This is a genomic window from Salinispora pacifica DSM 45544 (assembly GCF_000378845.1).
Taxonomy (GTDB): Bacteria; Actinomycetota; Actinomycetes; order Mycobacteriales; family Micromonosporaceae; genus Micromonospora; species Micromonospora pacifica.
This window is the reverse complement of record NZ_KB905359.1, coordinates 3,071,758-3,095,238: the sequence shown is the minus strand read 5'-3', so window position 1 is coordinate 3,095,238 and position 23,481 is coordinate 3,071,758. Positions and strand designations below refer to the sequence as shown.

The following is a 23,481-nucleotide window of genomic DNA, read 5'->3' as shown; positions in this document are numbered from 1 at the left end:
CCGGACGTCGGGGCGCGTCCACCGCACGGCAGCGGGGCGCGCTCGTGCCATGGCGGCGGGGCGCGTTCACGTCACGGCGTCGGGGCCTGTCCGGTGAGCTGGCCGAGCGCCGACTGGGGGTCGAGCCGCAGGGCGAGGTCACCGAGGGAGACGATGCCGACCAGCTTTCGCTCGTTGTCGCAGACCAGTACCCGCCGTACGCCCCGTTCCCGCATGAGGGCCGCCGCCTCGCCCGCGGTGCAGTTCTGTTCGATCATCACCACCTCACGGGTGATGATCGAACCAATGGTGGTCCGGGCCGGGTCGCTCCGCTGGGCGACGGCCCGAACCACGATGTCCCGGTCGGTGAGTACCCCGGCGAGCGTGGCGCCGTCGGTCGCGACCACGTCTCCGATGTCGGCCTCTTTCATCACCCGTGCCGCTTCGTCCAGAGTGGTCTCCAACGGTAGGTAGATGACCTGCTTCGTCATCACGTCACTGACCCGGAAACTGGTCATGGGACTCCTTTGGCAGCGATTCAGCCCGATCGGGACGCGGTTCCCCGATTCCCCCCTTAATACACCTACCTCTGCGGTCACCCCTTCGGCCAGAGGCTTTCGGACTCCGCACCGCCTCGATGTCACCCGGCTTGACCCCGGGGGCACCAAGAGAAGCATCATTGGTGAGAAACTATCGCTTCTCAGGCGGGGCTTGCCGCTACCGGAGGCGGAGACACGGGTCCTTCCCTACCCTGGAGGGTGTAGTGGGCTGGCGCAGTTTTGTGGCGGTCGGGGACAGCTTCACCGAGGGCCTTGACGACACGTACCCGGATGGCGGCTTTCGGGGCTGGGCCGACCTGGTGGCCACCCGGCTCGCCGCGGAAGCCGGGTCTGAGTTCCGGTACGCGAACCTCGCTGTTCGCGGCCGGCTCTTTCCTCGGGTGGTGGACGAGCAGGTTCCCGCCGCGTTGGCGATGCAGCCGGATCTGATCAGTTTCGCGGCGGGTGGGAACGATGTGCTGCGGCGAAGCTTCGACCCGGATGGCCTGATCGCGCGCTTCAACGACGTGGTGGGGCGGCTGCGCGCCGGCGGGGCCGACGTGGTCCTGTTCCGCTTCGCCGACGTCATGGCCCGCCTGCCCGGGCAGCGGCTGGTCGCCCCTCGAGTGCAGCTGCTCAACCAGGCGGTCGGTGACACGGCGGAACGGCATGGCGCGATCCTGGTCGACCTGTACGCCGACGACACGTACCTGAATCCGATGCTGTGGAGCACCGACCGGTTGCACCTCTCCTCGGCCGGGCACCGGCGGGTGGCTGCCCAGGTGCTGACCGCGCTGGGAGTCAGCTGTGCCGAGGAATGGTTGCTGGCCCCCGAACGTCCGCTGCCCCGGCCATGGCTGACGGCCCGCACCGACGACCTCCGCTGGGCCACCCAGTACCTGGCGCCCTGGCTGACCCGTCGCCTCACCGGTCGCAGCTCTGGCGACACGGTCACCGCCAAACGCCCCGATCTGACCCCGTTGAAGGGCTGATCGGCTCCGCTCTGCCCAGGGCCCACCGCGCCTGGGCTCGGTCTCGGCCGTGCTTCGGGAATCCGGGGCACGGCCCCGACCGCTGCACGTGGTGGAGTCCGCGGACTACGCTTTCCCCGTGACGGTGCAGCAGTCGCCCAGAGCGGCGAACGGCGATATGGGCAGTGGCCGGCGTCGGTCCCGTAAGGACGAGATCCTTGAGATCGCGGTCGGGCTGTTTGCCGCCCGGGGCTACCACGGTGTGTCGATGGATGACATCGGCGCTGCCGCCGGGGTCACCGGTCCGGCGCTCTACCACCACTTCGCTGGTAAGGAGGCGATGCTGGTCGCCGCGTTGATCCCGGTAAGCGAGGGGCTGCTCACCGGCGGCCGGGAGCGGGCGGCGGACCATCCCGACGACCCTCGCGCCGCGTTGGAGTCGCTGATCGACTTCCATGTCGACTTCGCGCTGGCCCAACCGGCGGTGATCGCCCTGCACCTGCACGAGCTGGACCGGTTACCTGACCAACCGCGTCGCCGCATCCGCCGGCTCCAGCGGCTGTACGTCGAGGAGTGGGTGAGCGTGCTGACCGCGTCGCACCCGGGCCTGCCCGACAACGAGGCGCGGGTGCTGGCACACGCCGCCTTTGGCCTGATGAACTCGACCCCGTTCCTCGGAGGCGTGGTGGACCGGCAGCGCCGAGCCGAGCTGCTCCGAGGCGCGACACTGGCTGCGCTGTTGGCGCCGACAGCACGCTGAGCACTGGCCCCAAGCCCGAACCTGCCCCAGGCTGGATCGAGGGGCTGTGCCGCACACTGACTCGTCAGTAACCGGGGCGGCATGGTTCCCTAGCTTCCGTTCGACCCCGGGACGCTGGAGGAAACATGATCGAGTCACTGCTGGTCGTCAATCGGGGCGAGATCGCCCGCCGGATCATCCGGACCGCGAAGCGGCTCGGTGTCCGGGCGGTGGCGGTGCACTCGGAGGCGGACGCCGGCCTGCCGTTTGTGACCGAGGCCGACCAGGCGGTCTGTGTTGGTCCGGCGAATCCGGCGCAGAGTTACCGGAACGTCGACGCTGTCCTCGCCGCCGCCAAGTCGACCGGCGTGCAGGCGATCCACCCTGGCTACGGCTTCCTGTCGGAGAACGCCGACTTCGCCCAGGCCGTCGCGGCGAGTGGTCTGCTCTGGGTCGGGCCCGGTCCGGACGCGATCACCGCGATGGGCGACAAGATCAACGCCCGAAATCTGATGGCGGCGGCCGGGGTGCCGGTCGCGCCGGGCACCACGGAACCGGCGGCGGACCTCGCCGCGGCGGTGAACGCGGCGGCAGAGATCGGCTACCCGGTGATGGTCAAGGCCGCCGCTGGTGGGGGCGGCATGGGCATGGGAATCGCGGACGACGAGACCGCGCTCCGCACCGAGTACGACAAGGTTCGTGCGTTCGCCGAGCGGATGTTCGGGGACGGGTCTGTCCTGATCGAACGGTATTTCCCCCGGGTGCGCCACGTCGAGGTGCAGATTCTCGGCTTGGCTGACGGCCGGGTGGTGGCGCTCGGCGAGCGCGAGTGCTCGGTGCAGCGACGGAACCAGAAGTTGGTCGAGGAGTCCCCCTCCCCGGCGGTCACCTCGGAGCTTCGGTCCCGTTTTCTGGCCGCGGCGGTGCGGGCGGGCGAGGCGGTCGGCTACCGCAACGCCGGCACGGTCGAATGCCTGCTCGACCCCACCACCGGCGAGTTCTTCTTCCTGGAGATGAACACGCGACTGCAGGTCGAGCACCCGGTTACCGAGCTGGTCTACGGGGTTGACCTGGTCGAGGAGCAGTTGCGGGTGGCCGCCGGGCTGCCGCCGACGTTCGACCCGGATACCCTGACGCCGAGGGGGCACGCGATCGAGCTGCGGATCAACGCCGAGGACCCGAAGCGCTTCCTGCCCGGGCCGGGGGCGATCACCACCTGGACCGAGCCGGCCGGCGAGGGTGTCCGCGTCGATTCGGGGTATGTCGCCGGCAACACGGTGACCCCGTTCTACGACAGCCTGATGGCCAAGCTGATCGTCAGTGGCGCGGACCGCGCCGAAGCGATCAGTCGCGCGCGGGCCGCGGTGGCGCAGTTCCAGCTGGCTGGGCCGAAGAACAATCTGCCCTTCTTCGCCGAGCTGTTGGACAACCCGGAGTTCCTCTCCGGTGACTACGACACCGGCATCGTCTCCCGCATGCGCTGACCACCTGCTTGTACGCCCTGACGTGTCCGCGTTGGGCGGGTGCTCCCGGGGTCGAGGTACTGACCCCCGGGGCCAGGCGGTTGATCTGGTGTCGGGTTGGCCCGGGCTGTCGGCGCGGGGCGATGGAGGTGGCGCGGCTTGGGGCGCTGCCCCCGGGGGTGCGGGCTGATCGGTCGTCGCGCAGCGTCGGCGGTCGAGAGCACACGATCGATTCGGTTGATGGTGTGGGTGACATGCTGGGGGAGTCGGACCAGAGCGCGTCACAGTGAGGTGGCCCCATGGGTGATATGCCGGGATTCGTGGCTATTCGGGAGGTTGGGCCGCGGGACGGTCTCCAGAACGAGGAGCCGATTCCGACCGAGGCGAAGGTACGACTGCTCGACGCGCTCTCCCGGACCGGGGTTGGGCGGATCGAAGCGGTGTCCTTTGTGCACCCAAAGGCAATCCCACAGATGGCCGACGCCGACGAGGTGTGGCGGCGGGCGGAGCGGACCGAAGGGGTGCGCTACTCCGCGCTGGTGCCGAACACCCAGGGTGCCCGCCGCGCGTTGGCGGCCGGCTTCACCGAGATCGAGGTGGTGGTATCCGCCAGCGACACCCACAACCGGCGCAACGTCAACCGCTCCACCGACGAGTCGCTGGACGACATCGCCGAGTTGATCGAGCTGCTCCACAACGCCGGTGCCCGGGCGGAGGTCATCGTCGCGACCAGCTTCGGCTGCCCGTACGAGGGGGACATCGACCCCGTTCGAGTGGCCGGGATCGTGGACCGGGTGGTGCGCGACGGCGCCGACCGGGTGGCGTTCGGCGACACCACCGGCATGGCGACGCCCCGCCGGGTCCGTGAGTTGGTTACGGCCGTACGTGATCGCGACGCACGCACGCCACTGCTGCTGCACTTCCATAACACCCGAGGCACTGCCCTGGCGAACCTGTTGACCGCCCTCGAGTTGGGCGTCACAGAGTTCGACGCGAGCGTCGGGGGGCTGGGTGGGTGCCCGTACGCGCCCGGGGCCAGCGGCAACCTGGCCACCGAGGAGGCCGTGCACCTGCTGCATGACATGGGGATCGACACCGGTATCGACCTGGCCGCCCTGATCGAGGTCGCCGAACTGGCCGAGGAGTTGGTCGGCCGAAGCCTGCCCAGCGGCGTGCTCCGGGCCGGCCCGCGGACCCGGCTGACTCCCTCGCCTGTCTGACTCCCTCGCCTGTCTGACGCCCCGGCCTGACAAACCCCTGGCCTGGCTGGCTCCCGCACCGGGCTGGCTCTCACCACCGCGCGGTCGGTCCCGGCCGCACGGTGGTCGCTGCCATGGCCCGGACGTTGCCCCTGGGCCGGACCGGACATCGCCCCTGGGCCGGACATTGCCGTGGAGCCGAACGGATGGTGTCCGAATCCGTTCGGAGCGGGCAGGCAAATGGTGGGCGCGTGCGCTACCCTAACGATCGTTCAGGTAGGCTCGGTGGTGCGCGCGAGTGCGCGCCGGGCCGGGAGCGGCGGCACAGGAGGAGTCGGCGTGACGCTCGATGGTGAGGCGCTGGAACAGCTACGGAAGCGGGCCCGGGCCGGTGGCGCGGACAAATACCACGCGGCGAATGCCGCGAAGGGCAAGCTCTTCGCCCGGGAACGGGTCGCGTTCCTGGTTGACGAGGGGTCGTTGGTCGAGGACGGGCTCTATGCCAACGCGCTGGCCGAAGGGCTGCCCGCCGACGGCGTGATCACCGGAACCGCCACCATCGACGGCCGCCCGGTCTGTGTGCTGGCCAACGACTCCACGGTCAAGGCGGGCAGCTGGGGAGCCCGGACCGTCGAAAAGATCATCCGGATCATCGAGCGGGCCTACGCGGCCAAGGTTCCGATGGTCTACCTGGTCGACTCGGCCGGTGCCCGGATCACCGATCAGGTGGATCTGTTCCCCGGCCGGCGTGGCGCCGGAAAGATCTTCTGGAACCAGGTCCGCGCGTCTGGCTCGATCCCCCAGGTCTGCGCGCTCTTCGGCCCGAGCGCGGCCGGTGGGGCGTACATTCCGGCCTTCTGCGACGTGGTCGCGATGGTCGAGGGAAACGCCAGCATGTACCTGGGTTCGGACCGCATGGTCGAGATGGTCACCGGGGAGCAGACCACGCTGGAGGCGATGGGCGGGGCCCGGGTGCACTGCGCCGAGTCCGGCGTCGGGCACTTCCTCTGCCAGAGCGAGGCCGACGCGCTTGACGTCGTGCGACGCTACCTGTCGTACCTGCCGACAAACTGGACGCAGGAGCCGCCGTCGGCGTCCGCCGTCGATGCGCCGGCGAAGATCGATCTGGCGGCACTGGTGCCAGCCAGCGAGCGGCAGGCGTTCGACATGCGTCGGTACGCGAAGGGGCTGCTCGACCAGGGGAGTTTCTTCGAGATCCAGGCGCTGTGGGCCAAGGAGCTGACGATCGGTTTTGGTCGGCTCAACGGCGAGGTCGTTGGCGTGGTCGGCAACAACTCGATGTTCAAGGGGGGCGTGCTCTTCGTTGACTCGGCAGACAAGGCGACGCGGTTCGTGCAGCTCTGTGACGCGTTCAACGTGCCGCTGCTGTTCCTCTCCGACGTGCCCGGGTTCATGGTCGGCAGCGCGGTGGAGAAGCAGGGCATCATTCGGCACGGTGCAAAAATGATCACCGCGATCTCGGAGGCGACCGTACCCAAGATCTGCGTGGTGGTGCGCAAGGCCTACGGCGCCGGCCTCTACGCGATGGCCGGCCCCGGGTTCGAGCCGGACGCCACGATCGCCCTGCCGACCGCGAAGATCGCCGTGATGGGTGCGGAGGCGGCGGTGAACGCGGTCTACGCCAACAAGATCGGGGCCATCGAGGACGAGGGCGAACGGGCTGCCTTCGTCGCCGCCCGGCGCGAGGAGTACGAGCAGGACATCGACATCGTCCGGCTCGGCAGCGAACTGGTGGTCGACGCGATCGTGGAACCACCCGAACTGCGTGGCGAGCTGATTCGCCGGTTCGCCGCCGCCCGCGGCAAGGATCGCCACTTCGCCACCCGCCGGCACGGCGTCACCCCTGTCTGACCCGGCCGCCCCGGCGTCACGAGCGTCGGGTGGCCCATCCCCCACCAGGAGGAAACCATGGACTTTCGGCTCGCCGAGGAGCACGAGGCGCTGCGGACGAGTGTCCGCGACTTCGCCCGCGAGGTGGTCGCTCCGGTCATCGCCGACCACTACGAGCAGCACACCTTCCCGTACGAGGTCATTCGCAAGATGGGAGAGATGGGCCTGTTCGGCCTTCCCTTTCCCGAGGAGCACGGTGGCATGGGGGGTGATTACTTCGCGCTCTGCCTGGTGCTGGAGGAACTTGCTCGGATCGACTCCAGCGTGGCGATCACGCTTGAGGCGGCGGTCTCGCTCGGTACGATGCCCATCTATCGGTTCGGCACGAATGAGCAGCGGGCACGGTGGCTGCCGCGGCTACTCAACGGCACGGCACTGGCCGCGTTTGGGTTGACTGAGCCGGGCTTTGGCTCGGACGCCGGGGGAACCCAGACCCGGGCGGTACTCGATGAGTCGACGGACGAGTGGGTGATCAACGGGTCGAAGGCGTTCATCACCAACTCCGGGACCGACATCACCGAGCTGGTCACCGTCGCGGCGGTCACCGGTACCAGGCCGGACGGCTCGAAGGAGCTGTCCACAATCATCGTGCCGACCGGAACCCCGGGCTTCACCGTGGCGCCGGGATACTCCAAGGTGGGCTGGACGGCCTCCGACACGCACGAGCTGACCTTCGATGACTGCCGGGTGCCGGCGGGAAACCTGCTTGGCGAGCGGGGCCGAGGCTTCGCGCAGTTCCTACGGATTCTCGACGAGGGGCGAATCGCGATCGCCGCCCTCGCCGTCGGCCTGGCCCAGGGCTGTGTGGACGAGTCGGTTCGGTATGCAAAGGAACGGCACGCCTTCGGCCGTCCGATCGGGGCCAACCAGGCGATTCAATTCAAGGTTTCGGACATGGAGCTGCGGGTGCACACCGCCCGGCTGGCCTATTACGACGCCGCGGCGCGGATGCTCGCCGGAGAACCGTTCAAGCGCCAGGCGGCCATCGCCAAGCTGCACGCCAGCACCATCGCGGTGGACAACGCTCGGGACGCCACCCAGATCCACGGCGGGTACGGCTTCATGAACGAGTTTCCGGTGGCCCGATTCTGGCGGGACGCCAAGATCCTGGAGATCGGTGAGGGTACCTCCGAGGTGCAGCGCATGATCATCGCTCGGGAGCTGGGGCTGTAGCGGGAGCTCTGTGGCCGGAGCTGGGGCTGTGGCCGGGGGCGGTTTCGTCCCCGGAGCTAGGCCTGGCATTGCTGTCGGGTATCCGTAGGGCACGTCAATAGGGCGACGAGGGCCTGTCGGCAATCGTCGTTGATCCGTACCCTTCCTGGCAATGAGCCCGGAGGACGACTATTCGCGGTGGTCCGGCGGCCCGATGGGGCTGCCCGACCTGCTCCGCGGACACCGGCTCGCCGCCGGCCTGACTCAGGCCGAACTCGCGGACCGGGCCGGTATCGGGGTCCGGACTGTGCGGGATGTGGAGCGGGGCCGTTCGTCGCGGCCCCAGCGGACCACCGTCGAACTGCTCGCAACCGCCCTTGGGTTGGCCGGGGCAGCGCGGTCCACCTTCGTCGCCGCCGCCCGACAGCTGCCGACGCCCCGGTACCCGGAGTCCGAGTCAGTGTTCTACGTCGGCCCGGACGGCATGGCACGGCCGACCGCGCTGCCCCCGGCCCCCGAGCTGATCGGTCGGGAGCGTGACGTGGCCGAGGTGGTCGGGATGCTCAGCGGAGACCCGGCCGCCCGGCTGGTCAGCCTGGTCGGATTGGCTGGAGTCGGCAAGACGGCGCTGGCGCTGTCGGTGGCCCACGCGGCTACCGGGCACCTCCCGGGTGGGGTGGCCGGGGTCCTCACCGGGGAGGGAACGGATGTCGCGGAGCTGCTTGCCGCCTCGGCGGCGGCCTTCGGAGTAGCTCGCCTCCCCGAGCTGGCCACCCGCCTCGCCGGCCAGCCGGCGCTGCTGCTCGTGGACGCCGTGGAGCGGGCTCCCGGCCCGGTCGCCGAAGCCGTGCACCAGCTCGCGACCGCGGTGCCGTCCCTGTGGGTGCTGGTCACCGGTCGGCACCCGGTCGGGCTGCGCGGTGAGCGGGTCCGGCCGGTGGCCCCGCTCGATACGCCACCGCCGGACCGTGACGAGGCTGGCCCGGCGGCCCTCGCCCAGTATCCGGCGGTGGCGCTGTTCACCGCCCGGCTGGAACTGGTCCGACCGAACCCGCCGACGGCGGCCGAGCTGCCCGCGCTGGCTCGGCTGGTCCGCCGCCTCGGTGGCCTTCCGTTGGCGATCGAGCTAATGGCGGCGCGGGGACACCTCCTCGACCTCAACGAGCTGCTCGACCGGTATGGCGATCGGGTTCTTGATCTGGCGACTGTTTCCGGTGCGGCCGAGCGGCCGGGCTGGAACGCTGCTGATCCGGGCCCGACGCAGCGGACGCCCGCGGCGGTCGTCGAGACGCTGCGGGACGCCGTAGCGACCAGCTATCTCCTGCTCACCCCCGAGGAGCGGGCTGCCCTGCGGCGGCTCGCCATCTTCGGGAATCGGTGGTCGATCACGTTGGCCGAGGAGATGCTCGGAATTGGCGCCGAACCGGAGGGCACGGTGCTGGTCGTTGACCCGGTTGTGCTGCTGGATCGGCTCCGGGAGCTGGGTCTACTCAGCATCCTGGGGGTGGGGCCGTTTCGATTCCGGCTGCTCGACGCCGTTCGGGAATTCGCCGTCGAGCAGGCTGCCGGCGCGGGTGAACTCACCCTGGCCCGGCGTCAACATGCGCGGGTGATGGCCAGACTGGTCGCCGAGACGGCTCCGTATCTGGTGGGCGCGGACCTGACCGCGGCGGTGCACCGACTGGACGACGTCGGCGGGGACATCAGCTCCGCACTCGGGCATGCCGCTGTCGACGAACCGGTGACCGCGCTGGGCCTGGCGGCTGGACTCGTCCGGTGGTGGCGCTTCCGGGGGCGCGACGTCGCCGGCCGGCAGTGGCTGCGCCGGTTGCTGGCGGATCCGCGTACCGCTGACGCTTCCCCCGTCCTGCGGGCGTGGGCGTTGCTAGGCGTGGCCCGGTTGGCCGCGGAGCACGGCGCCGGGGCAGAGGAGCTGCCGGCTGCCCGCGCGGCACTCGCCGCCTTCCAGTCGGCCGGTGAGGTCGCTGGTGAGCTGGAGGCCCGTACCGTTCTGGGTAGGTTGTTCACCGGCACCGGCGACCACGATGAGGCGCGGGGGCAGGCCGAGGCGGTATTGGCGCTGGCCACCCGGCACGGGCGGATCCGGGATGTGACGGTGGCACAGAACAACCTGGCCTGGCACGGGATCCGGGTCGGTGACCTTGCCACCGCTCGACGCCGGTTGGCTACCGCCGACCGTCTCGCGGCCCAGTGCGGGGAGCGGCGGCTACGGGTACTCGCGATGGCAAATCTGGCCGAGGTCACGCGCCTTGAGGGCCGGTACGAGATCGCCGTCGATCAGGGACGGAGGACGTTGGCGGCGTTGACGGCGCTGGGTGACCCGGGGCACCACCGGCGGGTGCTGGGCACGGTCGGGCTGGCGCTGGCACAGGACGATCGCGTGGCGGAGGCGACCGAGGTGCTGGCCGAGTTGCGACCCCCGGCGGCGGGTGTGAGCTCAGTTCCAACGGACGGGATCTGTGGCCTGATCGAAGGAACGTTGGCGTTGCGCCGGGGCGATCGGGAGCTGGCGGCCGAGTGGTTCGCCGTCGCTGCCGAGGCGGGAGCCAACAGTCAGGACCGCCGTGACCTGGTGGAGGCGCTGGTGGGGCTGGCCGCCAGCACAGGCGAGCCGGCCGTGTTGGATCGGCTGGATGCGGTCTGTCGGGTCAGTGGGATCCGCCTGCTGCCGCCGGAGGAGGAGGCATTGGCTGCGGCTACCCGTCGGCCCTGAGCCCCGGGCGGGGTGGGCCGGGTTAACAGGTCCCGGGAGCGGCGCGAGCGAGAGCCCCCTCTGTTACCCCTCGCTCGTCGCCCGCGCCTCCCCCGGGTGCATCCCCCGTTGATTGGAGCTTAGTTGGCGGGGAAACGTCGGCTGACCGATTTGCCCAATAATGATCCGGCTCCCGGGTAGTTCTGCCGCTCTTTCTGCCGGTGGTGTTCGCTGCCGGCGGTGTCCTGGCCAAGCTGGCGCTATCCACCGGTGGCGTCAGTGGCTGTTTCCGGCCGGCTCCGGGCCAATCGCGCCGGCGGTGGCGCCGGGGTGAACCGCATCTCGCACTCGACGTAGCCCATCGAGGAGCCGGGTCAGTGACTCCGGGTCGAGCTGGCCGGTGAACCACTCCTCGATGATTCGTAGGTGATCCGGGAGTACGGCCTCGAGCCGCTCCCGGCCGGATTCGGTCGCCACCGCGAAGGAGCTACGTCGATCGGCGGGGCAGGCGCGTCGGGCGAGGAGCCCATCGCGTTCCATCCGGTCCACCACGCGGGTCGTCCCGCTGGTGGAGAGGGAGGTCTGTGCGGCGAGATCGGTCATCCGGAGCTGATTGTCAGGTGAACGAGCGAGCCGGGTGAGCACCTCGAATTCCACCGGGGAGAGGCCGTGCTCCTCGAACTGGGCGGTAAACCGAGCCATCAGCCCAGCGTGCGCCTCGACAAGTAGGCCGACGGCGGTGATGCGGGGGTCGTTGAACACATTCTGATCCACCCGTTGATACTACCAGTAGTTGATCAACCAAATATTGCCGCGAGCGTATTTGTAAAGCACGTTATTTACAAAACAAGCATCTTTGTGGATGGTGCACGTGACCAGGTGTGGTGGGTTCGTGCGTGCCCGGCTCTGGCCCGCTGCCTTGGCCACTCTTACCGTGGAGGGTTCACAATGCGCTGCGGAGCGGCATCGCTCCGTCACCTCGGGCGCCGGGAGGATACATGGGCAGGGATGTCACGCGGGGCGCCTTCTCCCGGGAGGATCGGATCCGCTATCGGCACAAGGTACGTCGCTGCCTGGACGTCTTCGCCTTGATGCTGGACGACTTCGGGTTTGCCGCCGACCGGCCAATGACCGGCTTGGAGATTGAGCTGAACCTGGTCGACTCCGCCGCCGAACCGGCGATGCGGAACGAGGAAATTCTCGCCGACATCGCCGACCCGCTCTTCCAGACCGAGTTGGGGCAGTTCAATCTCGAGCTGAACGCCGCGCCCCGGCTGATCGAGGGCACCGGCTTCACCGGCTACGAACAGGACCTTCGTGGCAGTCTTGCCCGTGCCGACGAGCGGGCGGCCAAGTCTGACGCACAGATCCTCCTGGTGGGAATCCTGCCCACCCTGACCGAGGGGCACCTGGTCGTTGACAACCTCTCCACCAACGAGCGCTACCGGGTGCTCAACGACCAGATCGTTGGAGCGCGTGGCGAAGACATCGAGCTCGACATCCGTGGGGTCGAGCGGTTACAGACCCACACCGACTCGATCGCTCCTGAATCAGCCTGCACCAGCCTGCAGTTCCATCTCCAGGTCGCGCCGGACAGCTTCGCCGACTACTGGAACGCCTCACAGGCGATCGCCGCCGCCCAGGTAGCGATCGGGGCCAACTCTCCCTATCTGTATGGCCGACAACTCTGGGCGGAGACCCGGATCGCGCTGTTCCAACAAGCGACCGACACCCGGCCAGACGAGTTGAAGGCGCAGGGTGTCCGTCCTCGGGTCTGGTTCGGTGAGCGGTGGATCACCTCGATTTTCGACCTCTTCGAGGAGAACGTTCGCTACTTCCCGCCGCTGTTGCCGATCTGTGAGGAAGAGGACCCGGTGGAGGTGCTGCACGCCGGGGGAGTGCCGAAGCTCGGCGAACTACGTCTGCACAACGGGACGGTCTACCGCTGGAACCGGCCGGTCTACGACATCACCGAGGGGCGTCCGCACCTACGGGTGGAGAATCGGGTCCTGCCGGCGGGTCCGACCGTGATCGACATGCTGGCCAACGCCGCCTTCTACTTCGGATCGGCGCGAGGGCTGGCGGAGGCGGACCGTCCGGCTTGGAGCCAGCTGCCGTTCAGCTCGGCGGAGGAGAATTTCCACTCCGCCGCCCGACGAGGCATGGACGCCATGGTGCATTGGCCTCAGCTCGGTGAGGTGCCGGTCGCCGAGCTGGTCCTTGACGTGCTGCTGCCGCAGGCGGCGATCGGCCTCGACCGGTTCGGCGTGGCTCCCGGTGAGCGAGACCGGTTGCTCGGCGTTATCGAGCAGCGTTGTCGGACCCGGCGTAACGGCGCGGTATGGCAGGCGGAAGCGGTGTGGGCGGCCGAGCGGCACCGGAAGCTCGACCGCCCGGCGGCCCTGCACCACATGGTCCAGCGGTACGCCGAACTCCAGCGCAGCAACGAGCCGGTGCACACCTGGCCGGTCGACTAGGCGGACGGTCGTCCGCCCTCACGGTCAGACGTCGGGGCGATGGTCGCCGATGGCTTGGGGCAGCTCCCGGCCCGGGCCGCTGTTCGGCACCACGGTCAGCTGGTGCGGCGGGGAGACCGGGGCCGGGGCGAGCCCGTCTCCGTCGGCTCCGGCACGGCCGGGGCGGCGTCCGTTGCCGATGCATCGTCCACACCGCGCTGAACCGGCACCCCGGCCGCGGTGTCCGCCTGGACAGTGCGGGGACGTCGGCTACTTGATCCGCGCGCCCGGCGGCGAGTGGTAGCCGCCGTGCTGGTCGAACCGTCCGGCTGTGGGGCGGTCGGGGGCTCGGCCGGCGGGGGCGAATCGGCTGGAGACTCCGCCGGCTGGGGCGGAACTGCCTGCCCCCGGCGGTCAGCCCGTTGGCCGAGCGTGGCGACCAAAGCCGAGCCCCCAAAACCGATGATGACCGCGTACGGGGCGATGAGGTGTGCCGACGCCTGGCCGGGAGCGAGGTCCGCTAACCCCGGCGCGGCGAGCAGGTAGACGACTGCGACGAGGAGCGGGCCGGCTGCGCCGGAGGCGGTGGCACCAACCCGCTGGTCGGGGTTCCGGGCCGTGCCGCGGGCGACCAGTACGCCGATGAGAAGGGCAGAGCCGAGGGACAGCAGCGCACCCGGCCAGTAGAACCAGTCGCGCAGCCACAACTCGCTCCCGCCGAAGCTGAGTTGCCAGATGCCGAGCTGGGCGGTGTTCAGTCCGCGCCCAGCGATGACGCCATCCACAACGGCCACCACAGCGAGCAGCCACAGCCAGCCGACGGTCACGATCACGTTGGTGGCGGCGGCGCGGGAGTGCAACGCCCATGCGGCGATGGCCACGCCGACCAGGACGCCCAGGGCGGCGTATCCAGCGGCGACATCCCGGGGTGTGGCGACGCCGGGTACCACGGCCACCCGGGCCGGTACGGCGCTCAGCAGGACCGTGATCAGGGCACCGAACCCGGCGGCTCCGGCGAGCGCCAGGTTGCCGAGCGCCCCGTCGGATTCACTCGGGTTGGCCTGGCTCCGCTTCGCCGTCTCCCGGATGGTCGGTGCGGCGGTCTCGGGGCCGCTCGGGCCGTCGGCCGCCGAGTCCACTCTGGAGGGCTCATTGTGGCTGCTGGTCGATGGGTGTTCCACCGGGCCGCGACGGCGGAGGTGTTGGGCGCAGACCGCACCGGCCACAGTAGAGGTGGCAGCGATCCAGGTGGCCCAGATCAGGCTGGCTGTCCAGGCCGTGAGAGCGACACCCTCATCGGGCGGTGGGGCCCAGTTGATGATGCCCAGGCCGTAGCCGAAGCCCAGCGCGGCGGCGCCGGCCCCGGCGGCGGTACCATGCGCGGTCATGATCGATATTGCCCAGCCGCGTCTCGCCATGCCGGCGAGCGTAACGTCCTGTGGTCGGGGCGGGGAGTACCGAGCCCAGATTCTTACGCAGGGTAATTGCGGCGGGGTGGTGTGGTTGTGGGGTTGACACGTACCGGGCCGTGGTGAGCTGATTCCCGCCGACCCCCCTGCTCGCCGGCTAGGTTGTCGTCAGGCAGCGAGGGGGGACGTGGGATGAGCGACGACCGAAAGCCCGCCGCTGACGGGCCGGACGACGAAACCCGCCCGCTGCCGGCGGATCAGACCGAGCCACTGCCGCCTGCTGGCCAGACCGCGCCCCTGCCCCCCACCGGAGGGCCGGCGGCATGGTCCGGGCGTGCGGGCGTGCCGCCGCCGCGTCCGCCGGAGTACCAGCAGGAGACCGGGTGGTACGCGGAGCCGAACGGGCGACGGTGGTGGTCACCGATCCTCTGGGGAGTGATTCTCCTTCTGCTCGCCGTCTTCGGCGCCGGTCTGTGGCTCGCCCTCGGCGCCGGCGACGACGAGCAGGTCAACCCCGACTCCTCGCCGTCGGCCACCACGCCACCGGCGGCGCCGACGTCAACATCCCCCACGCCAACGTCCGCTGCGCCGACCACGACCACGCCGACCTCGGCAGCACCGACCTCTCCGTCGCCGACGGCGGAGCCGGGTGAGGTCCCGATGCCCCCGGTGGTCGACCTGCCGCTGGCGACGGCCCAGGCGCTCCTGGACCAGATCGGATTGGCGTACCGGATCCAGTATCAGACCTCGGATCAGCCGCCCGGCACCGTGATCGGGACGGAACCGCAAGCAGGTGTGCTGGTGCCGGAGGGGACGGCGGTGGTACTGGTGGTGTCGAGGTCCGGACCGTCGTCAGAGCGGCCGACGGTCACTCCGACCCCCGAACCCACCCCCACCGGCTGATCGAACGTTTACGCCAACCACCGGCTGGCCGTCAACCTCACTGGTGGAACTGGCGATCGCAGCAGGTCAACCCACGCGGGCCGGGGTTCGCGCCAGCGGTCGGCGCGGTGTCCCCACGGTGTGTGGGTGGCGTTGCGGTGCAGGCTGGATCTGGTTCAGTCCTTCCTGCTGTACGAAGATCGACCGCCGGCTGACCGCGTCCCCCGAGGCGTTCAACTCGTAGCCGTCGAGCCAGAGCCAACCGTCGTAGGTCGGCCAATCGAGGACCCGGATCACCCGGAAGGCGATGGGTCGGCGGAACTGGACACTCGCCGCGCGAGTCACGTGCAGTACGTCACCGGTGCGGGGAAGCACATGGGCTCCTGGGAAAGAGGGCCGGCGGAGGCGCCGGCGGGAGTTGTCGGGGGACATGTGTTGTCGGCCTCGGGGGTGGTGCCCCGCCGGCTGGCGTTGTTGGTGCCTGACCGCGGGATCACCACGGTGTGAGAGCGGAGTAGGACTCTGCGTGATCCACCATAGGGAATAGAGTGCATCAGTGACGTGCGACATGCAAGTTGCATGTCGGTTGTTGCCGATGGGTTGTCAGTCCAGCGCGATGCAATGCTTGAGCTGTTCGTATTCGGGCGGCACACTGAGGGCCGGGTTCGCCCCGCCGCCATCCGCCGCTGCGAGCCCGTCCACCGTCGTGCCCTCCCCGGCACGACGGCCGAGCCGGGAAGTTGTCAAGGTGGAGGGGGACGGGTGGCAATGACCGCGAGATTGAGTCCGGGGTGGCACCGTGGCTGAGCGGCGAAGCCCGACGATCCGCCGTCGGCGGCTGGGCGCGGAACTCCGTCGGCAGCGTGAGGCTGCGGGGATCACCATCGAGTCGGTCGCCGAGCAGCTCGAATGCTCGGCCTCGAAGGTCTCCCGGATCGAGACCGGTCACACCACGGCGACGCCCCGTGATGTCCGGGACATGCTCCGGATCTACGGCGTGGTGGGCGCCGAGAGCGACGAGCTGGTGCAGATCGCTCGCGAGGCCCGACAGAAGGGCTGGTGGCACCCGTACAGCACGGTTTTGGTCGGGGCGTACGTCGGCCTGGAAGCGGCGGCCAGCTCCATCCGTGCCTACGAACAGCAGGTCGTACCGGGTCTACTGGAGACCGAAGAGTATGCGAGCGCCATGATCCGTGCCGCGCGACCGGACTTCACCGCAGAGCAAGTCGCACAACGTGTCCGTGTCCGACTGGGCCGTCAGTCGTTGCTGACTCAGGATGATTCAGTCGATCTGTGGGTGGTGCTCGATGAGGCGGTGGTGAGCCGACCGGTGGGTGGGGACACGGTGATGCGTGGTCAGCTCAAGCGGCTGTTGGAGGTAACCGAACTACCGAACGTGACGTTGCAGATCCTGCCCTTCGAGGTGGGTGCGCATGCGGGCATGGACGGGACCTTCAGCATCCTGAGCTTCCCCGAACCCAGTGATCCGGATGTTGTGTACGCGGAGAACGCCACGGGTGGGCTCTTCCTGGAAAAGAGCGACGAACTGCAGAAGTACAGCTTCATCTTTGATCATATCCGCGCGGCTGCCATCAGTCCTGAGGAGTCCATGGCACACATCGCGAAACTGGCAGAGGAGCCGTTGTGGAAATGGCGACCAAGGAGTTCCCCGTGGACCTGACGCAGGGCACCTGGTTCAAGAGCTCGAAGAGTGGGCCGAACTGCGACAACTGCGTTGAGGTGGCGTACGTGCCGGGGGCGGTCGGCGTGCGGGACTCGAAGGACCGGTCCGGCCCGGCCCTGGTCTTCAGCCGGGGTGACTGGCGATCCTTCGTCAGCAATGCGCGGGGCGGTGCCTTCGACCCGCGCTGACCAGTACCGGTGCCCCCGTCCGCCCCGTTCGGGTGGGGGCACCGGCCCGGTTGCATCCGTTGAACGCAGCAGATGCGCTCGATACAAGATTTCTTTCCCCTGTGTTGGCCAGCTTGATTTCCCCGTTTTGGGGTTGGATGACCCGGCTTGCCAATGCCCCGTCGCCACAACGGCTCCGTCTCGTTGAACCCGTCGGTGCGGCGCATGGTCAGTGCCGGCCGTACCGATCGGCAACCGAACGAAGTAGGCGAGACGGATGACGACGATCGGGTCAGAGAACCTCACCAACGGTCCGGGCAAGCCGGAGCGGTTTGGTGGCAAGTACCGCGGGACACGCCGGGATACGGTGCTGACTGAGGTGGTGTCGCCGGACGGCGAAGCCGGTGAGCGGCAGGATGGGTCCCCACCCCAGCGATCTGCTCCACCTCAGCCCCTGACTTCGCTCGACCCGGATTCGTCGACCGGACCGGGCTTTCCGGCCGACCGCTGGCCGACCGGTCCGGTTGAATCACTGGTTGATCACCCGTTGCTGCGCGGTCTCCTGATGGAGCTACCACCGAAGGGCAGTGTTCCGCCGCCGGGTTGGCTGGATCGCTGGTTTGAGGCGACTCGGGCCATTCTCGAACTTCTCTACGTGCAGGGCCCGGGGCGGTCCCGCTGACGGTTGTATCGCACCGGGACGCTGCTCAGGCCGCCAGTCCGCGATGCTGATCAGCGACGCCGGTCGGGCGCGCACGCACGGCGACGAACGCCGGTGTCTCCGTCTTTTGGCAGCCGGACGTATCACCGTGGTCGCATCGGTGACTTCCCGGGTAACCCACCTGTGGGTCGGTGACTCGATGTGTTGATTTCTCATCTCCCCGCCGATTACTCTCATTGATGGATTGGCATCTATCGATCGACTCGCCGGGAGTCGGTGGACCTTGATGCCATCCGGAGGGAGACAGAGGAGATGGGTCTATCCCGAAGGTCCATGTTCGTCGGACTAGCCACGATGGCCATGATGGCGTCCGCAACCCCCGCTATGGCCGCTGAACCGGTTGGTGAGATCCGTAGTGCGGGAGGCGCTACGGCGGTAGCCGACAGCTACATCGTGGTCTTCAAGGACAGTGCGGTTGGCCGTGGTGCGGTCGAGCGGTCGGCTGATCGCTTGGTGGACCGGCATGGTGGCCAGGTAGCCCGGACGTACACCGCGGCCCTCCGCGGAGCCGAACTGCGGGTGGACGCTGGTGCCGCCGCTCGGATCGCGGCTGACCCAGCGGTGGCCTACGTCGAGCAGAACCACGAGGTGTCGATCGCTGACACCCAGAACAACCCGCCGTCCTGGGGCCTGGACCGGGTTGACCAGCGGGATTTGCCGCTGGACAACTCCTACACCTACCCGAACACTGCCAGTGACGTGACTGTCTACATCCTCGACACCGGTATCCGTACCACTCACCAGGACTTCGGTGGTAGGGCTACCTGGGGCACCAACACCGCCGACAGTAATGACACCGACTGTAATGGGCACGGCACGCACGTCGCCGGTACCGTCGGTGGCACGGCACACGGCATCGCCAAGGAGACGAACCTGGTGGCGGTGAAGGTGCTGAACTGCGCGGGTAGCGGCAGCTGGGCCGGGGTGATCGCCGGCGTCGACTGGGTGACCGCGAATGCGGTCCAGCCGGCGGTGGCGAATATGAGTCTTGGTGGCGGTGCGAACAGTGCGTTGGACGCCGCGGTGACCAACTCGATCAACTCCGGTGTCACCTACGCGCTGGCGGCGGGTAACAGCAGCGCCAACGCCTGTAACTACTCACCGGCCCGCACCCCGGCTGCGATCACTGTCGGCTCCACCACCAGTAGTGACGGACTGTCCTGGTTCTCCAACATCGGAACCTGTCTGGACATCTTCGCGCCGGGCTCGTCCATCACCGCGCCCTGGATCAACAGTGACACCAGCACAAACACGATCAGCGGCACGTCGATGGCGTCGCCGCACGTCGCGGGTGCCGCGGCGCTGGTCCTGTCGGCCAACCCGTCGTACACCCCGCAGCAGATTCGGGACGCGCTGGTCGACAACGCCACCGACGGCGCGATTGGCTCGCCGGGCAGTGGCTCGCCGAACAAGCTTCTCTACGTCGGTGACGGCGGCACCACGCCGCCGCCTCCGCCGCCGGGCTGCTCCGGCACCAACGACACCGACGTGGCGATTCCGGACGCCGGTTCCGCGGTGACCAGCTCGATCGCCATCGCCGGCTGCGACCGGGACGCCTCCGCCTCCTCGACCGTGGCGGTGGACATCCCCCACACCTGGCGGGGCGACCTCGTCATCGACCTGATCGCGCCGGACGGCTCGTCCTACCGACTGAAGACCAACAACCTCTCCGACTCCGCCGACAACGTCAACGAGACCTACACGGTGAACCTCTCCAGCGAGGCAGCCGACGGCACCTGGCAGCTCCAGGTCCGCGACGTCTACCGCGCGGACACCGGCCACATCGACACCTGGACCCTGACGGTCTGATCTGATTTCGCCGGGCGGGGCCCTTTCCGGAGACTCCGGGAGGGGCCCCGTGCCACCCAGGCCCGGTGACTCGACGTGTTGGTTTCTCGTCTCAATGCTGACCACTCATCATCGCCGAATCGGCATCTGACGACAGGTTCACCAGGAGTCGGTGGACCTTGATGCCATCCGGAGGGAGACAGAGGAGATGGGTCTATCCCGAAGGTCCATGTTCGTCGGACTAGCCACGATGGCCATGATGGCGTCCGCAACCCCCGCTATGGCCGCTGAACCGGTTGGTGAGATCCGTAGTGCGGGAGGCGCTACGGCGGTAGCCGACAGCTACATCGTGGTCTTCAAGGACAGTGCGGTTGGCCGTGGTGCGGTCGAGCGGTCGGCTGATCGCTTGGTGGACCGGCATGGTGGCCAGGTAGCCCGGACGTACACCGCGGCCCTCCGCGGAGCCGAACTGCGGGTGGACGCTGGTGCCGCCGCTCGGATCGCGGCTGACCCAGCGGTGGCCTACGTCGAGCAGAACCACGAGGTGTCGATCGCTGACACCCAGAACAACCCGCCGTCCTGGGGCCTGGACCGGGTTGACCAGCGGGATTTGCCGCTGGACAACTCCTACACCTACCCGAACACTGCCAGTGACGTGACTGTCTACATCCTCGACACCGGTATCCGTACCACTCACCAGGACTTCGGTGGTAGGGCTACCTGGGGCACCAACACCGCCGACAGTAATGACACCGACTGTAATGGGCACGGCACGCACGTCGCCGGTACCGTCGGTGGCACGGCACACGGCATCGCCAAGGAGACGAACCTGGTGGCGGTGAAGGTGCTGAACTGCGCGGGCAGCGGTTCCTTCGCCGGGGTTGTGGCCGGTGTTGACTGGGTGACCGCGAATGCGGTCCAGCCGGCGGTGGCGAACATGAGTCTTGGTGGCGGTGCGAACAGCGCGTTGGACGCCGCGGTGACCAACTCGATCAACTCCGGTGTCACCTACGCGCTGGCGGCGGGTAACAGCAGCGCCAACGCCTGTAACTACTCACCGGCCCGCACCCCGGCTGCGCTTACCGTCGGGAATACGACCAGCACCGATGACAGGTCCTCTCGCTCCAACTACGGCCCCTGTCTGGACATCTTCGCGCCGGGTACGTTGATCACCGCACCGTGGATCGACAGTGACACCAGCACGCGTACGATCAGCGGCACGTCGATGGCGTCGCCGCACGTCGCGGGTGCCGCGGCGCTGGTCCTGTCGGCCAACCCGTCGTACACCCCGCAGCAGATTCGGGACGCGCTGGTCGACAACGCCACCGACGGCGCGATTGGCTCGCCGGGCAGTGGCTCGCCGAACAAGCTTCTCTACGTCGGTGACGGCGGCACCACGCCGCCTCCGCCGCCGGGCTGCTCCGGCACCAACGACACCGACGTGGCGATTCCGGACGCCGGTTCCGCGGTGACCAGCTCGATCGCCATCGCCGGCTGCGACCGGGACGCCTCCGCCTCCTCGACCGTGGCGGTGGACATCCCCCACACCTGGCGGGGCGACCTCGTCATCGACCTGATCGCGCCGGACGGCTCGTCCTACCGACTGAAGACCAACAACCTCTCCGACTCCGCCGACAACGTCAACGAGACCTACACGGTGAACCTCTCCAGCGAGGCGGCCGAGGGGACCTGGAACCTTCGGGTCCAGGATATTTACCGCGGGGACATCGGCTACATCGACACCTGGACCCTGACGGTCTGATCTGATTTCGCCGGGCGGGGCCCTTTCCGAAGACTCCGGGAGGGGCCCCGTGCCGTGTCGAATCCTCCCTCAGACGGCGAAGCTGGTGGGCTGGTCGGTGGCGGGTTCCGGCGGCTCCGCCTTCCACAGGCCGGTCTTCTGTGCGGCCAGCCGGGCCAGGTAGGCCGGGTTGAGGATCAGGTAACGACGCCAGAGCCGCTTCGGTTCCAGACCGAGTCGCCAAAGCCACTCCAGGCCGGCCCGCTGCATCCACGGTGGCGGCTGCCGCAGCAGACCCGCGTGGTAGTCGAAGGCCGCACCGACCGCCATCAGCGGCATGTCCAGCAGCGGTCGCATGGCGTACGCGAAAATCTCCTGCCGCGGGCAGCCCAGCCCGATCAGGACGAGTCGGGCCCCGCTGTCCCGGATCCGGTCGGCGATCTCGACCGCCTCGCCGGGTTGCACCGGTCGGAACTTGGACGGCTCCACCCCGGCAAGCTTCAGCGCGGGAAACATTCGCTCCAGTGCCGGCACCAGCGTTGCGAGCGTCTCCTCGGTGGAGCCGTAGAGATAGACCGGAAGGCCCTCGTCGGCGAAGCGGGACAACACATGCAGGGTGAGCGTGGGGCCGTAGACCCGGTCGGTCAACCCGGCCCGGTGCAGCACGTTGAGCGCCCAGCGCACCGGCTGTCCATCCGGAGTGACCACGTCGAACGAGTTCAACCGGGCATTGTGTGCGGGGTCGAGCACCCCGGTCATCACGCCGTGTACGGCCAGGGCGGTCAGCGCCAGCGGTTGCCGCTCGTGCGCCGCGGTCACGACCGTCTCGGTGGCGGTGGCGTAGTCGGTGACATCAATGAGGACGCCGAGCACGTTCCGCTTGCACCGGGGGGTCATGACTGCGGAACCCACTTGTCGACGTTGGCCTCGTAGATCTCCCGCATGATCATGGGCACGTCGTAGACCTGCTTCCAGTCCGGGTAGTCGGCGTGGAAGGCTTCGTTCGAGCCGATCCACCACTTGTGGTCGCCGATTCGGTTCGCCTCGACGTACTCGGAGTCCATCTCCTGCCCGGTGATCTGCTGGGCCAGGGCGAAGGCCTCGCGCATCGAGGTGTTGGAGTGCCGGCCGCCGCCCAGGTTGTAGACGGCGGCGGAGCGCGGGTCACGGAAGAACGACTCGAATGCCGAGACCACGTCTGAGCTGTGAATCGCGTCCCGGACCTGCTTGCCCTGGTATCCGAAGATCTTGTACTTCCGGCGCTCCATGTTGGCCCGCATCACGTACCCGAGAAAACCGTGCAGCTCGGTGGCGGCGTGCGCGGGCCCGGTCAGGGTGCCACCGCGGAAGCAGGCCGTCCGCATGTCGAAGTAACGGCCGTACTCCTGCACCATCACGTCCGCCGCCACCTTGGAGGCGCCGAAGATCGAGTGTAGGCAGGCGTCGATCGACATGTCCTCCCGGATGCCCTGTTCGTACGGGTGCCCGGGCTCGATCTCCCACCGGGTCGCCAACTCGACCAGCGGCAGGCTGTTCGGCCGGTCGCCGTAGACCTTGTTTGTGGAGCAGTGGATGACCGGTGCCTCGGAGCAGTGCTCGCGGACGTTCTGCAGCACATTGAGGGTGCCGGCGGCGTTGACGTCGAAGTCGGTGAACGGGTCGCGGACGGCCCAGTCGTGCGACGGCTGTGCGGCGGTGTGGATCACCACGGCGGTGTCGCGGCCGTACCGGCGGAAGAGCTTCGCGAGGGCGTCCCGGTCGCGGATGTCGATGTTCTGGTGCGAGTAGGCGGCCCCCAGCTCCTCGGTGAGCCGTCGGACGTTCCACGCGGTCGAGGCCTCCGCGCCGAAGAACTCCTGCCGCATGTCATTGTCAATTCCGACGACATCGAGACCGAGGCCGGCGAAATGCCGGACCGCTTCGGAACCAATGAGACCGCCCGATCCGGTCACGAATGCGACACTCAC

General features: G+C 68.6%; 21 protein-coding genes. 14 read left to right on the top strand and 7 right to left on the bottom strand.

The features are described from left to right. Positions 1-71: 71 nt before the first annotated feature. Positions 72-497 (bottom strand): CBS domain-containing protein, encoded by a 426-nt coding sequence (locus SALPAC3_RS0114040; RefSeq protein ID WP_018221859.1) that lies wholly within the window; start codon positions 495-497, stop codon positions 72-74. A gap of 245 nt (positions 498-742) precedes the next feature. Between SALPAC3_RS0114040 and SALPAC3_RS0114035 the strand changes: the two genes are divergently transcribed. The 7 genes from SALPAC3_RS0114035 to SALPAC3_RS0114005 all read left to right on the top strand — a co-directional run bounded on the left by SALPAC3_RS0114035 (position 743) and on the right by SALPAC3_RS0114005 (position 10,687). Then, positions 743-1,510, top strand: coding sequence for an SGNH/GDSL hydrolase family protein (locus tag SALPAC3_RS0114035; protein ID WP_018221858.1), 768 nt, complete (start codon positions 743-745; stop codon positions 1,508-1,510). A gap of 157 nt (positions 1,511-1,667) precedes the next feature. Next, positions 1,668-2,249, top strand: a complete 582-nt coding sequence (locus SALPAC3_RS0114030) for a TetR/AcrR family transcriptional regulator (protein WP_018221857.1) — start codon at positions 1,668-1,670, stop codon at positions 2,247-2,249. Between the two features lie 125 nt (positions 2,250-2,374). Further along, entirely contained in the window at positions 2,375-3,712 is a 1,338-nt protein-coding gene (locus SALPAC3_RS0114025) for an acetyl-CoA carboxylase biotin carboxylase subunit (RefSeq protein ID WP_018221856.1), read from the top strand. A gap of 287 nt (positions 3,713-3,999) precedes the next feature. Next, on the top strand, positions 4,000-4,911 hold the full coding sequence (locus SALPAC3_RS0114020; RefSeq protein WP_026185553.1) for a hydroxymethylglutaryl-CoA lyase: 912 nt from the start codon (positions 4,000-4,002) through the stop codon (positions 4,909-4,911). Positions 4,912-5,229: 318 nt separating this feature from the next. Further along, a complete protein-coding gene (locus tag SALPAC3_RS0114015) occupies positions 5,230-6,762 on the top strand; it encodes an acyl-CoA carboxylase subunit beta (protein ID WP_018221854.1) in 1,533 nt (510 codons plus the stop codon). 57 nt (positions 6,763-6,819) lie between these two features. Beyond that, positions 6,820-7,974, top strand: coding sequence for an acyl-CoA dehydrogenase family protein (locus SALPAC3_RS0114010; protein ID WP_018221853.1), 1,155 nt, complete (start codon positions 6,820-6,822; stop codon positions 7,972-7,974). 151 nt (positions 7,975-8,125) lie between these two features. Continuing rightward, positions 8,126-10,687 carry an ATP-binding protein gene (locus SALPAC3_RS0114005; protein WP_026185552.1) on the top strand — a complete coding sequence of 854 codons (2,562 nt, stop codon included), beginning with the start codon at positions 8,126-8,128 and terminating at the stop codon, positions 10,685-10,687. Positions 10,688-10,942: 255 nt separating this feature from the next. On the opposite strand, the gene SALPAC3_RS0114000 is transcribed toward SALPAC3_RS0114005, so the two are convergent. Continuing rightward, entirely contained in the window at positions 10,943-11,440 is a 498-nt protein-coding gene (locus SALPAC3_RS0114000) for a MarR family winged helix-turn-helix transcriptional regulator (protein WP_018221851.1), read from the bottom strand. A gap of 224 nt (positions 11,441-11,664) precedes the next feature. Between SALPAC3_RS0114000 and SALPAC3_RS0113995 the strand changes: the two genes are divergently transcribed. Next, positions 11,665-13,143, top strand: coding sequence for a glutamate-cysteine ligase family protein (locus SALPAC3_RS0113995; RefSeq protein WP_018221850.1), 1,479 nt, complete (start codon positions 11,665-11,667; stop codon positions 13,141-13,143). Between the two features lie 95 nt (positions 13,144-13,238). Here SALPAC3_RS0113995 and SALPAC3_RS0113990 read toward each other — a convergent pair whose 3' ends face one another. Next, the gene (locus SALPAC3_RS0113990; protein ID WP_018221849.1) at positions 13,239-14,510 is read right to left on the bottom strand and encodes a hypothetical protein; all 1,272 of its coding nucleotides are present in this window, start codon (positions 14,508-14,510) and stop codon (positions 13,239-13,241) included. Positions 14,511-14,723: 213 nt separating this feature from the next. Here SALPAC3_RS0113990 and SALPAC3_RS0113985 point away from each other — a divergent pair, with 213 nt between their 5' ends. Beyond that, positions 14,724-15,434 (top strand): PASTA domain-containing protein, encoded by a 711-nt coding sequence (locus SALPAC3_RS0113985; RefSeq protein WP_018221848.1) that lies wholly within the window; start codon positions 14,724-14,726, stop codon positions 15,432-15,434. A 66-nt stretch (positions 15,435-15,500) separates the two neighbouring features. Here the strand turns inward: SALPAC3_RS0113985 and SALPAC3_RS0113980 are convergent, their stop codons facing one another. Continuing rightward, the gene (locus tag SALPAC3_RS0113980; RefSeq protein ID WP_018221847.1) at positions 15,501-15,788 is read right to left on the bottom strand and encodes a hypothetical protein; all 288 of its coding nucleotides are present in this window, start codon (positions 15,786-15,788) and stop codon (positions 15,501-15,503) included. A 228-nt stretch (positions 15,789-16,016) separates the two neighbouring features. Further along, entirely contained in the window at positions 16,017-16,160 is a 144-nt protein-coding gene (locus tag SALPAC3_RS27990; RefSeq protein ID WP_155246665.1) for a hypothetical protein, read from the bottom strand. A gap of 52 nt (positions 16,161-16,212) precedes the next feature. On the opposite strand from SALPAC3_RS27990, the gene SALPAC3_RS0113975 reads away from it, so the two are divergent. From SALPAC3_RS0113975 to SALPAC3_RS0113955, 5 genes are all read left to right on the top strand, one after another. After that, entirely contained in the window at positions 16,213-17,094 is an 882-nt protein-coding gene (locus SALPAC3_RS0113975) for a helix-turn-helix domain-containing protein (RefSeq protein ID WP_018221846.1), read from the top strand. Then, entirely contained in the window at positions 17,064-17,285 is a 222-nt protein-coding gene (locus tag SALPAC3_RS0113970) for a DUF397 domain-containing protein (RefSeq protein WP_018221845.1), read from the top strand. The genes SALPAC3_RS0113975 and SALPAC3_RS0113970 overlap by 31 nt, the downstream gene beginning before the upstream one ends. A gap of 256 nt (positions 17,286-17,541) precedes the next feature. Next, a complete protein-coding gene (locus SALPAC3_RS0113965; RefSeq protein WP_018221844.1) occupies positions 17,542-17,946 on the top strand; it encodes a hypothetical protein in 405 nt (134 codons plus the stop codon). Between the two features lie 291 nt (positions 17,947-18,237). After that, the gene (locus tag SALPAC3_RS0113960) at positions 18,238-19,794 is read left to right on the top strand and encodes a S8 family peptidase (RefSeq protein ID WP_026185551.1); all 1,557 of its coding nucleotides are present in this window, start codon (positions 18,238-18,240) and stop codon (positions 19,792-19,794) included. A gap of 187 nt (positions 19,795-19,981) precedes the next feature. After that, positions 19,982-21,535 (top strand): S8 family serine peptidase, encoded by a 1,554-nt coding sequence (locus SALPAC3_RS0113955; RefSeq protein WP_026185550.1) that lies wholly within the window; start codon positions 19,982-19,984, stop codon positions 21,533-21,535. A gap of 69 nt (positions 21,536-21,604) precedes the next feature. On the opposite strand, the gene SALPAC3_RS0113950 is transcribed toward SALPAC3_RS0113955, so the two are convergent. Both SALPAC3_RS0113950 and SALPAC3_RS0113945 read right to left on the bottom strand, forming a co-directional pair. Next, positions 21,605-22,411, bottom strand: coding sequence for a WecB/TagA/CpsF family glycosyltransferase (locus SALPAC3_RS0113950; RefSeq protein ID WP_018221841.1), 807 nt, complete (start codon positions 22,409-22,411; stop codon positions 21,605-21,607). After that, positions 22,408-23,481 carry an NAD-dependent epimerase/dehydratase family protein gene (locus SALPAC3_RS0113945; RefSeq protein WP_018221840.1) on the bottom strand — a complete coding sequence of 358 codons (1,074 nt, stop codon included), beginning with the start codon at positions 23,479-23,481 and terminating at the stop codon, positions 22,408-22,410. Before SALPAC3_RS0113945 ends, SALPAC3_RS0113950 begins: the two co-directional genes overlap by 4 nt.

What these genes read in the sequence shown, in the direction of transcription:
- SALPAC3_RS0114040 (WP_018221859.1), bottom strand. Translation starts at nt 497, where the DNA reads ATGACCAGTTTCCGGGTCAGTGACGTGATGACGAAGCAGGTCATCTAC.
- SALPAC3_RS0114030 (WP_018221857.1), top strand. Translation starts at nt 1,668, where the DNA reads ATGGGCAGTGGCCGGCGTCGGTCCCGTAAGGACGAGATCCTTGAGATC.
- SALPAC3_RS0114025 (WP_018221856.1), top strand. Translation starts at nt 2,375, where the DNA reads ATGATCGAGTCACTGCTGGTCGTCAATCGGGGCGAGATCGCCCGCCGG.
- SALPAC3_RS0114020 (WP_026185553.1), top strand. Translation starts at nt 4,000, where the DNA reads ATGCCGGGATTCGTGGCTATTCGGGAGGTTGGGCCGCGGGACGGTCTC.
- SALPAC3_RS0114010 (WP_018221853.1), top strand. Translation starts at nt 6,820, where the DNA reads ATGGACTTTCGGCTCGCCGAGGAGCACGAGGCGCTGCGGACGAGTGTC.
- SALPAC3_RS0114005 (WP_026185552.1), top strand. Translation starts at nt 8,126, where the DNA reads ATGAGCCCGGAGGACGACTATTCGCGGTGGTCCGGCGGCCCGATGGGG.
- SALPAC3_RS0113995 (WP_018221850.1), top strand. Translation starts at nt 11,665, where the DNA reads ATGGGCAGGGATGTCACGCGGGGCGCCTTCTCCCGGGAGGATCGGATC.
- SALPAC3_RS0113990 (WP_018221849.1), bottom strand. Translation starts at nt 14,510, where the DNA reads ATGACCGCGCATGGTACCGCCGCCGGGGCCGGCGCCGCCGCGCTGGGC.
- SALPAC3_RS0113985 (WP_018221848.1), top strand. Translation starts at nt 14,724, where the DNA reads ATGAGCGACGACCGAAAGCCCGCCGCTGACGGGCCGGACGACGAAACC.
- SALPAC3_RS0113970 (WP_018221845.1), top strand. Translation starts at nt 17,064, where the DNA reads ATGGCGACCAAGGAGTTCCCCGTGGACCTGACGCAGGGCACCTGGTTC.
- SALPAC3_RS0113965 (WP_018221844.1), top strand. Translation starts at nt 17,542, where the DNA reads ATGACGACGATCGGGTCAGAGAACCTCACCAACGGTCCGGGCAAGCCG.
- SALPAC3_RS0113960 (WP_026185551.1), top strand. Translation starts at nt 18,238, where the DNA reads ATGGGTCTATCCCGAAGGTCCATGTTCGTCGGACTAGCCACGATGGCC.
- SALPAC3_RS0113955 (WP_026185550.1), top strand. Translation starts at nt 19,982, where the DNA reads ATGGGTCTATCCCGAAGGTCCATGTTCGTCGGACTAGCCACGATGGCC.
- SALPAC3_RS0113950 (WP_018221841.1), bottom strand. Translation starts at nt 22,411, where the DNA reads ATGACCCCCCGGTGCAAGCGGAACGTGCTCGGCGTCCTCATTGATGTC.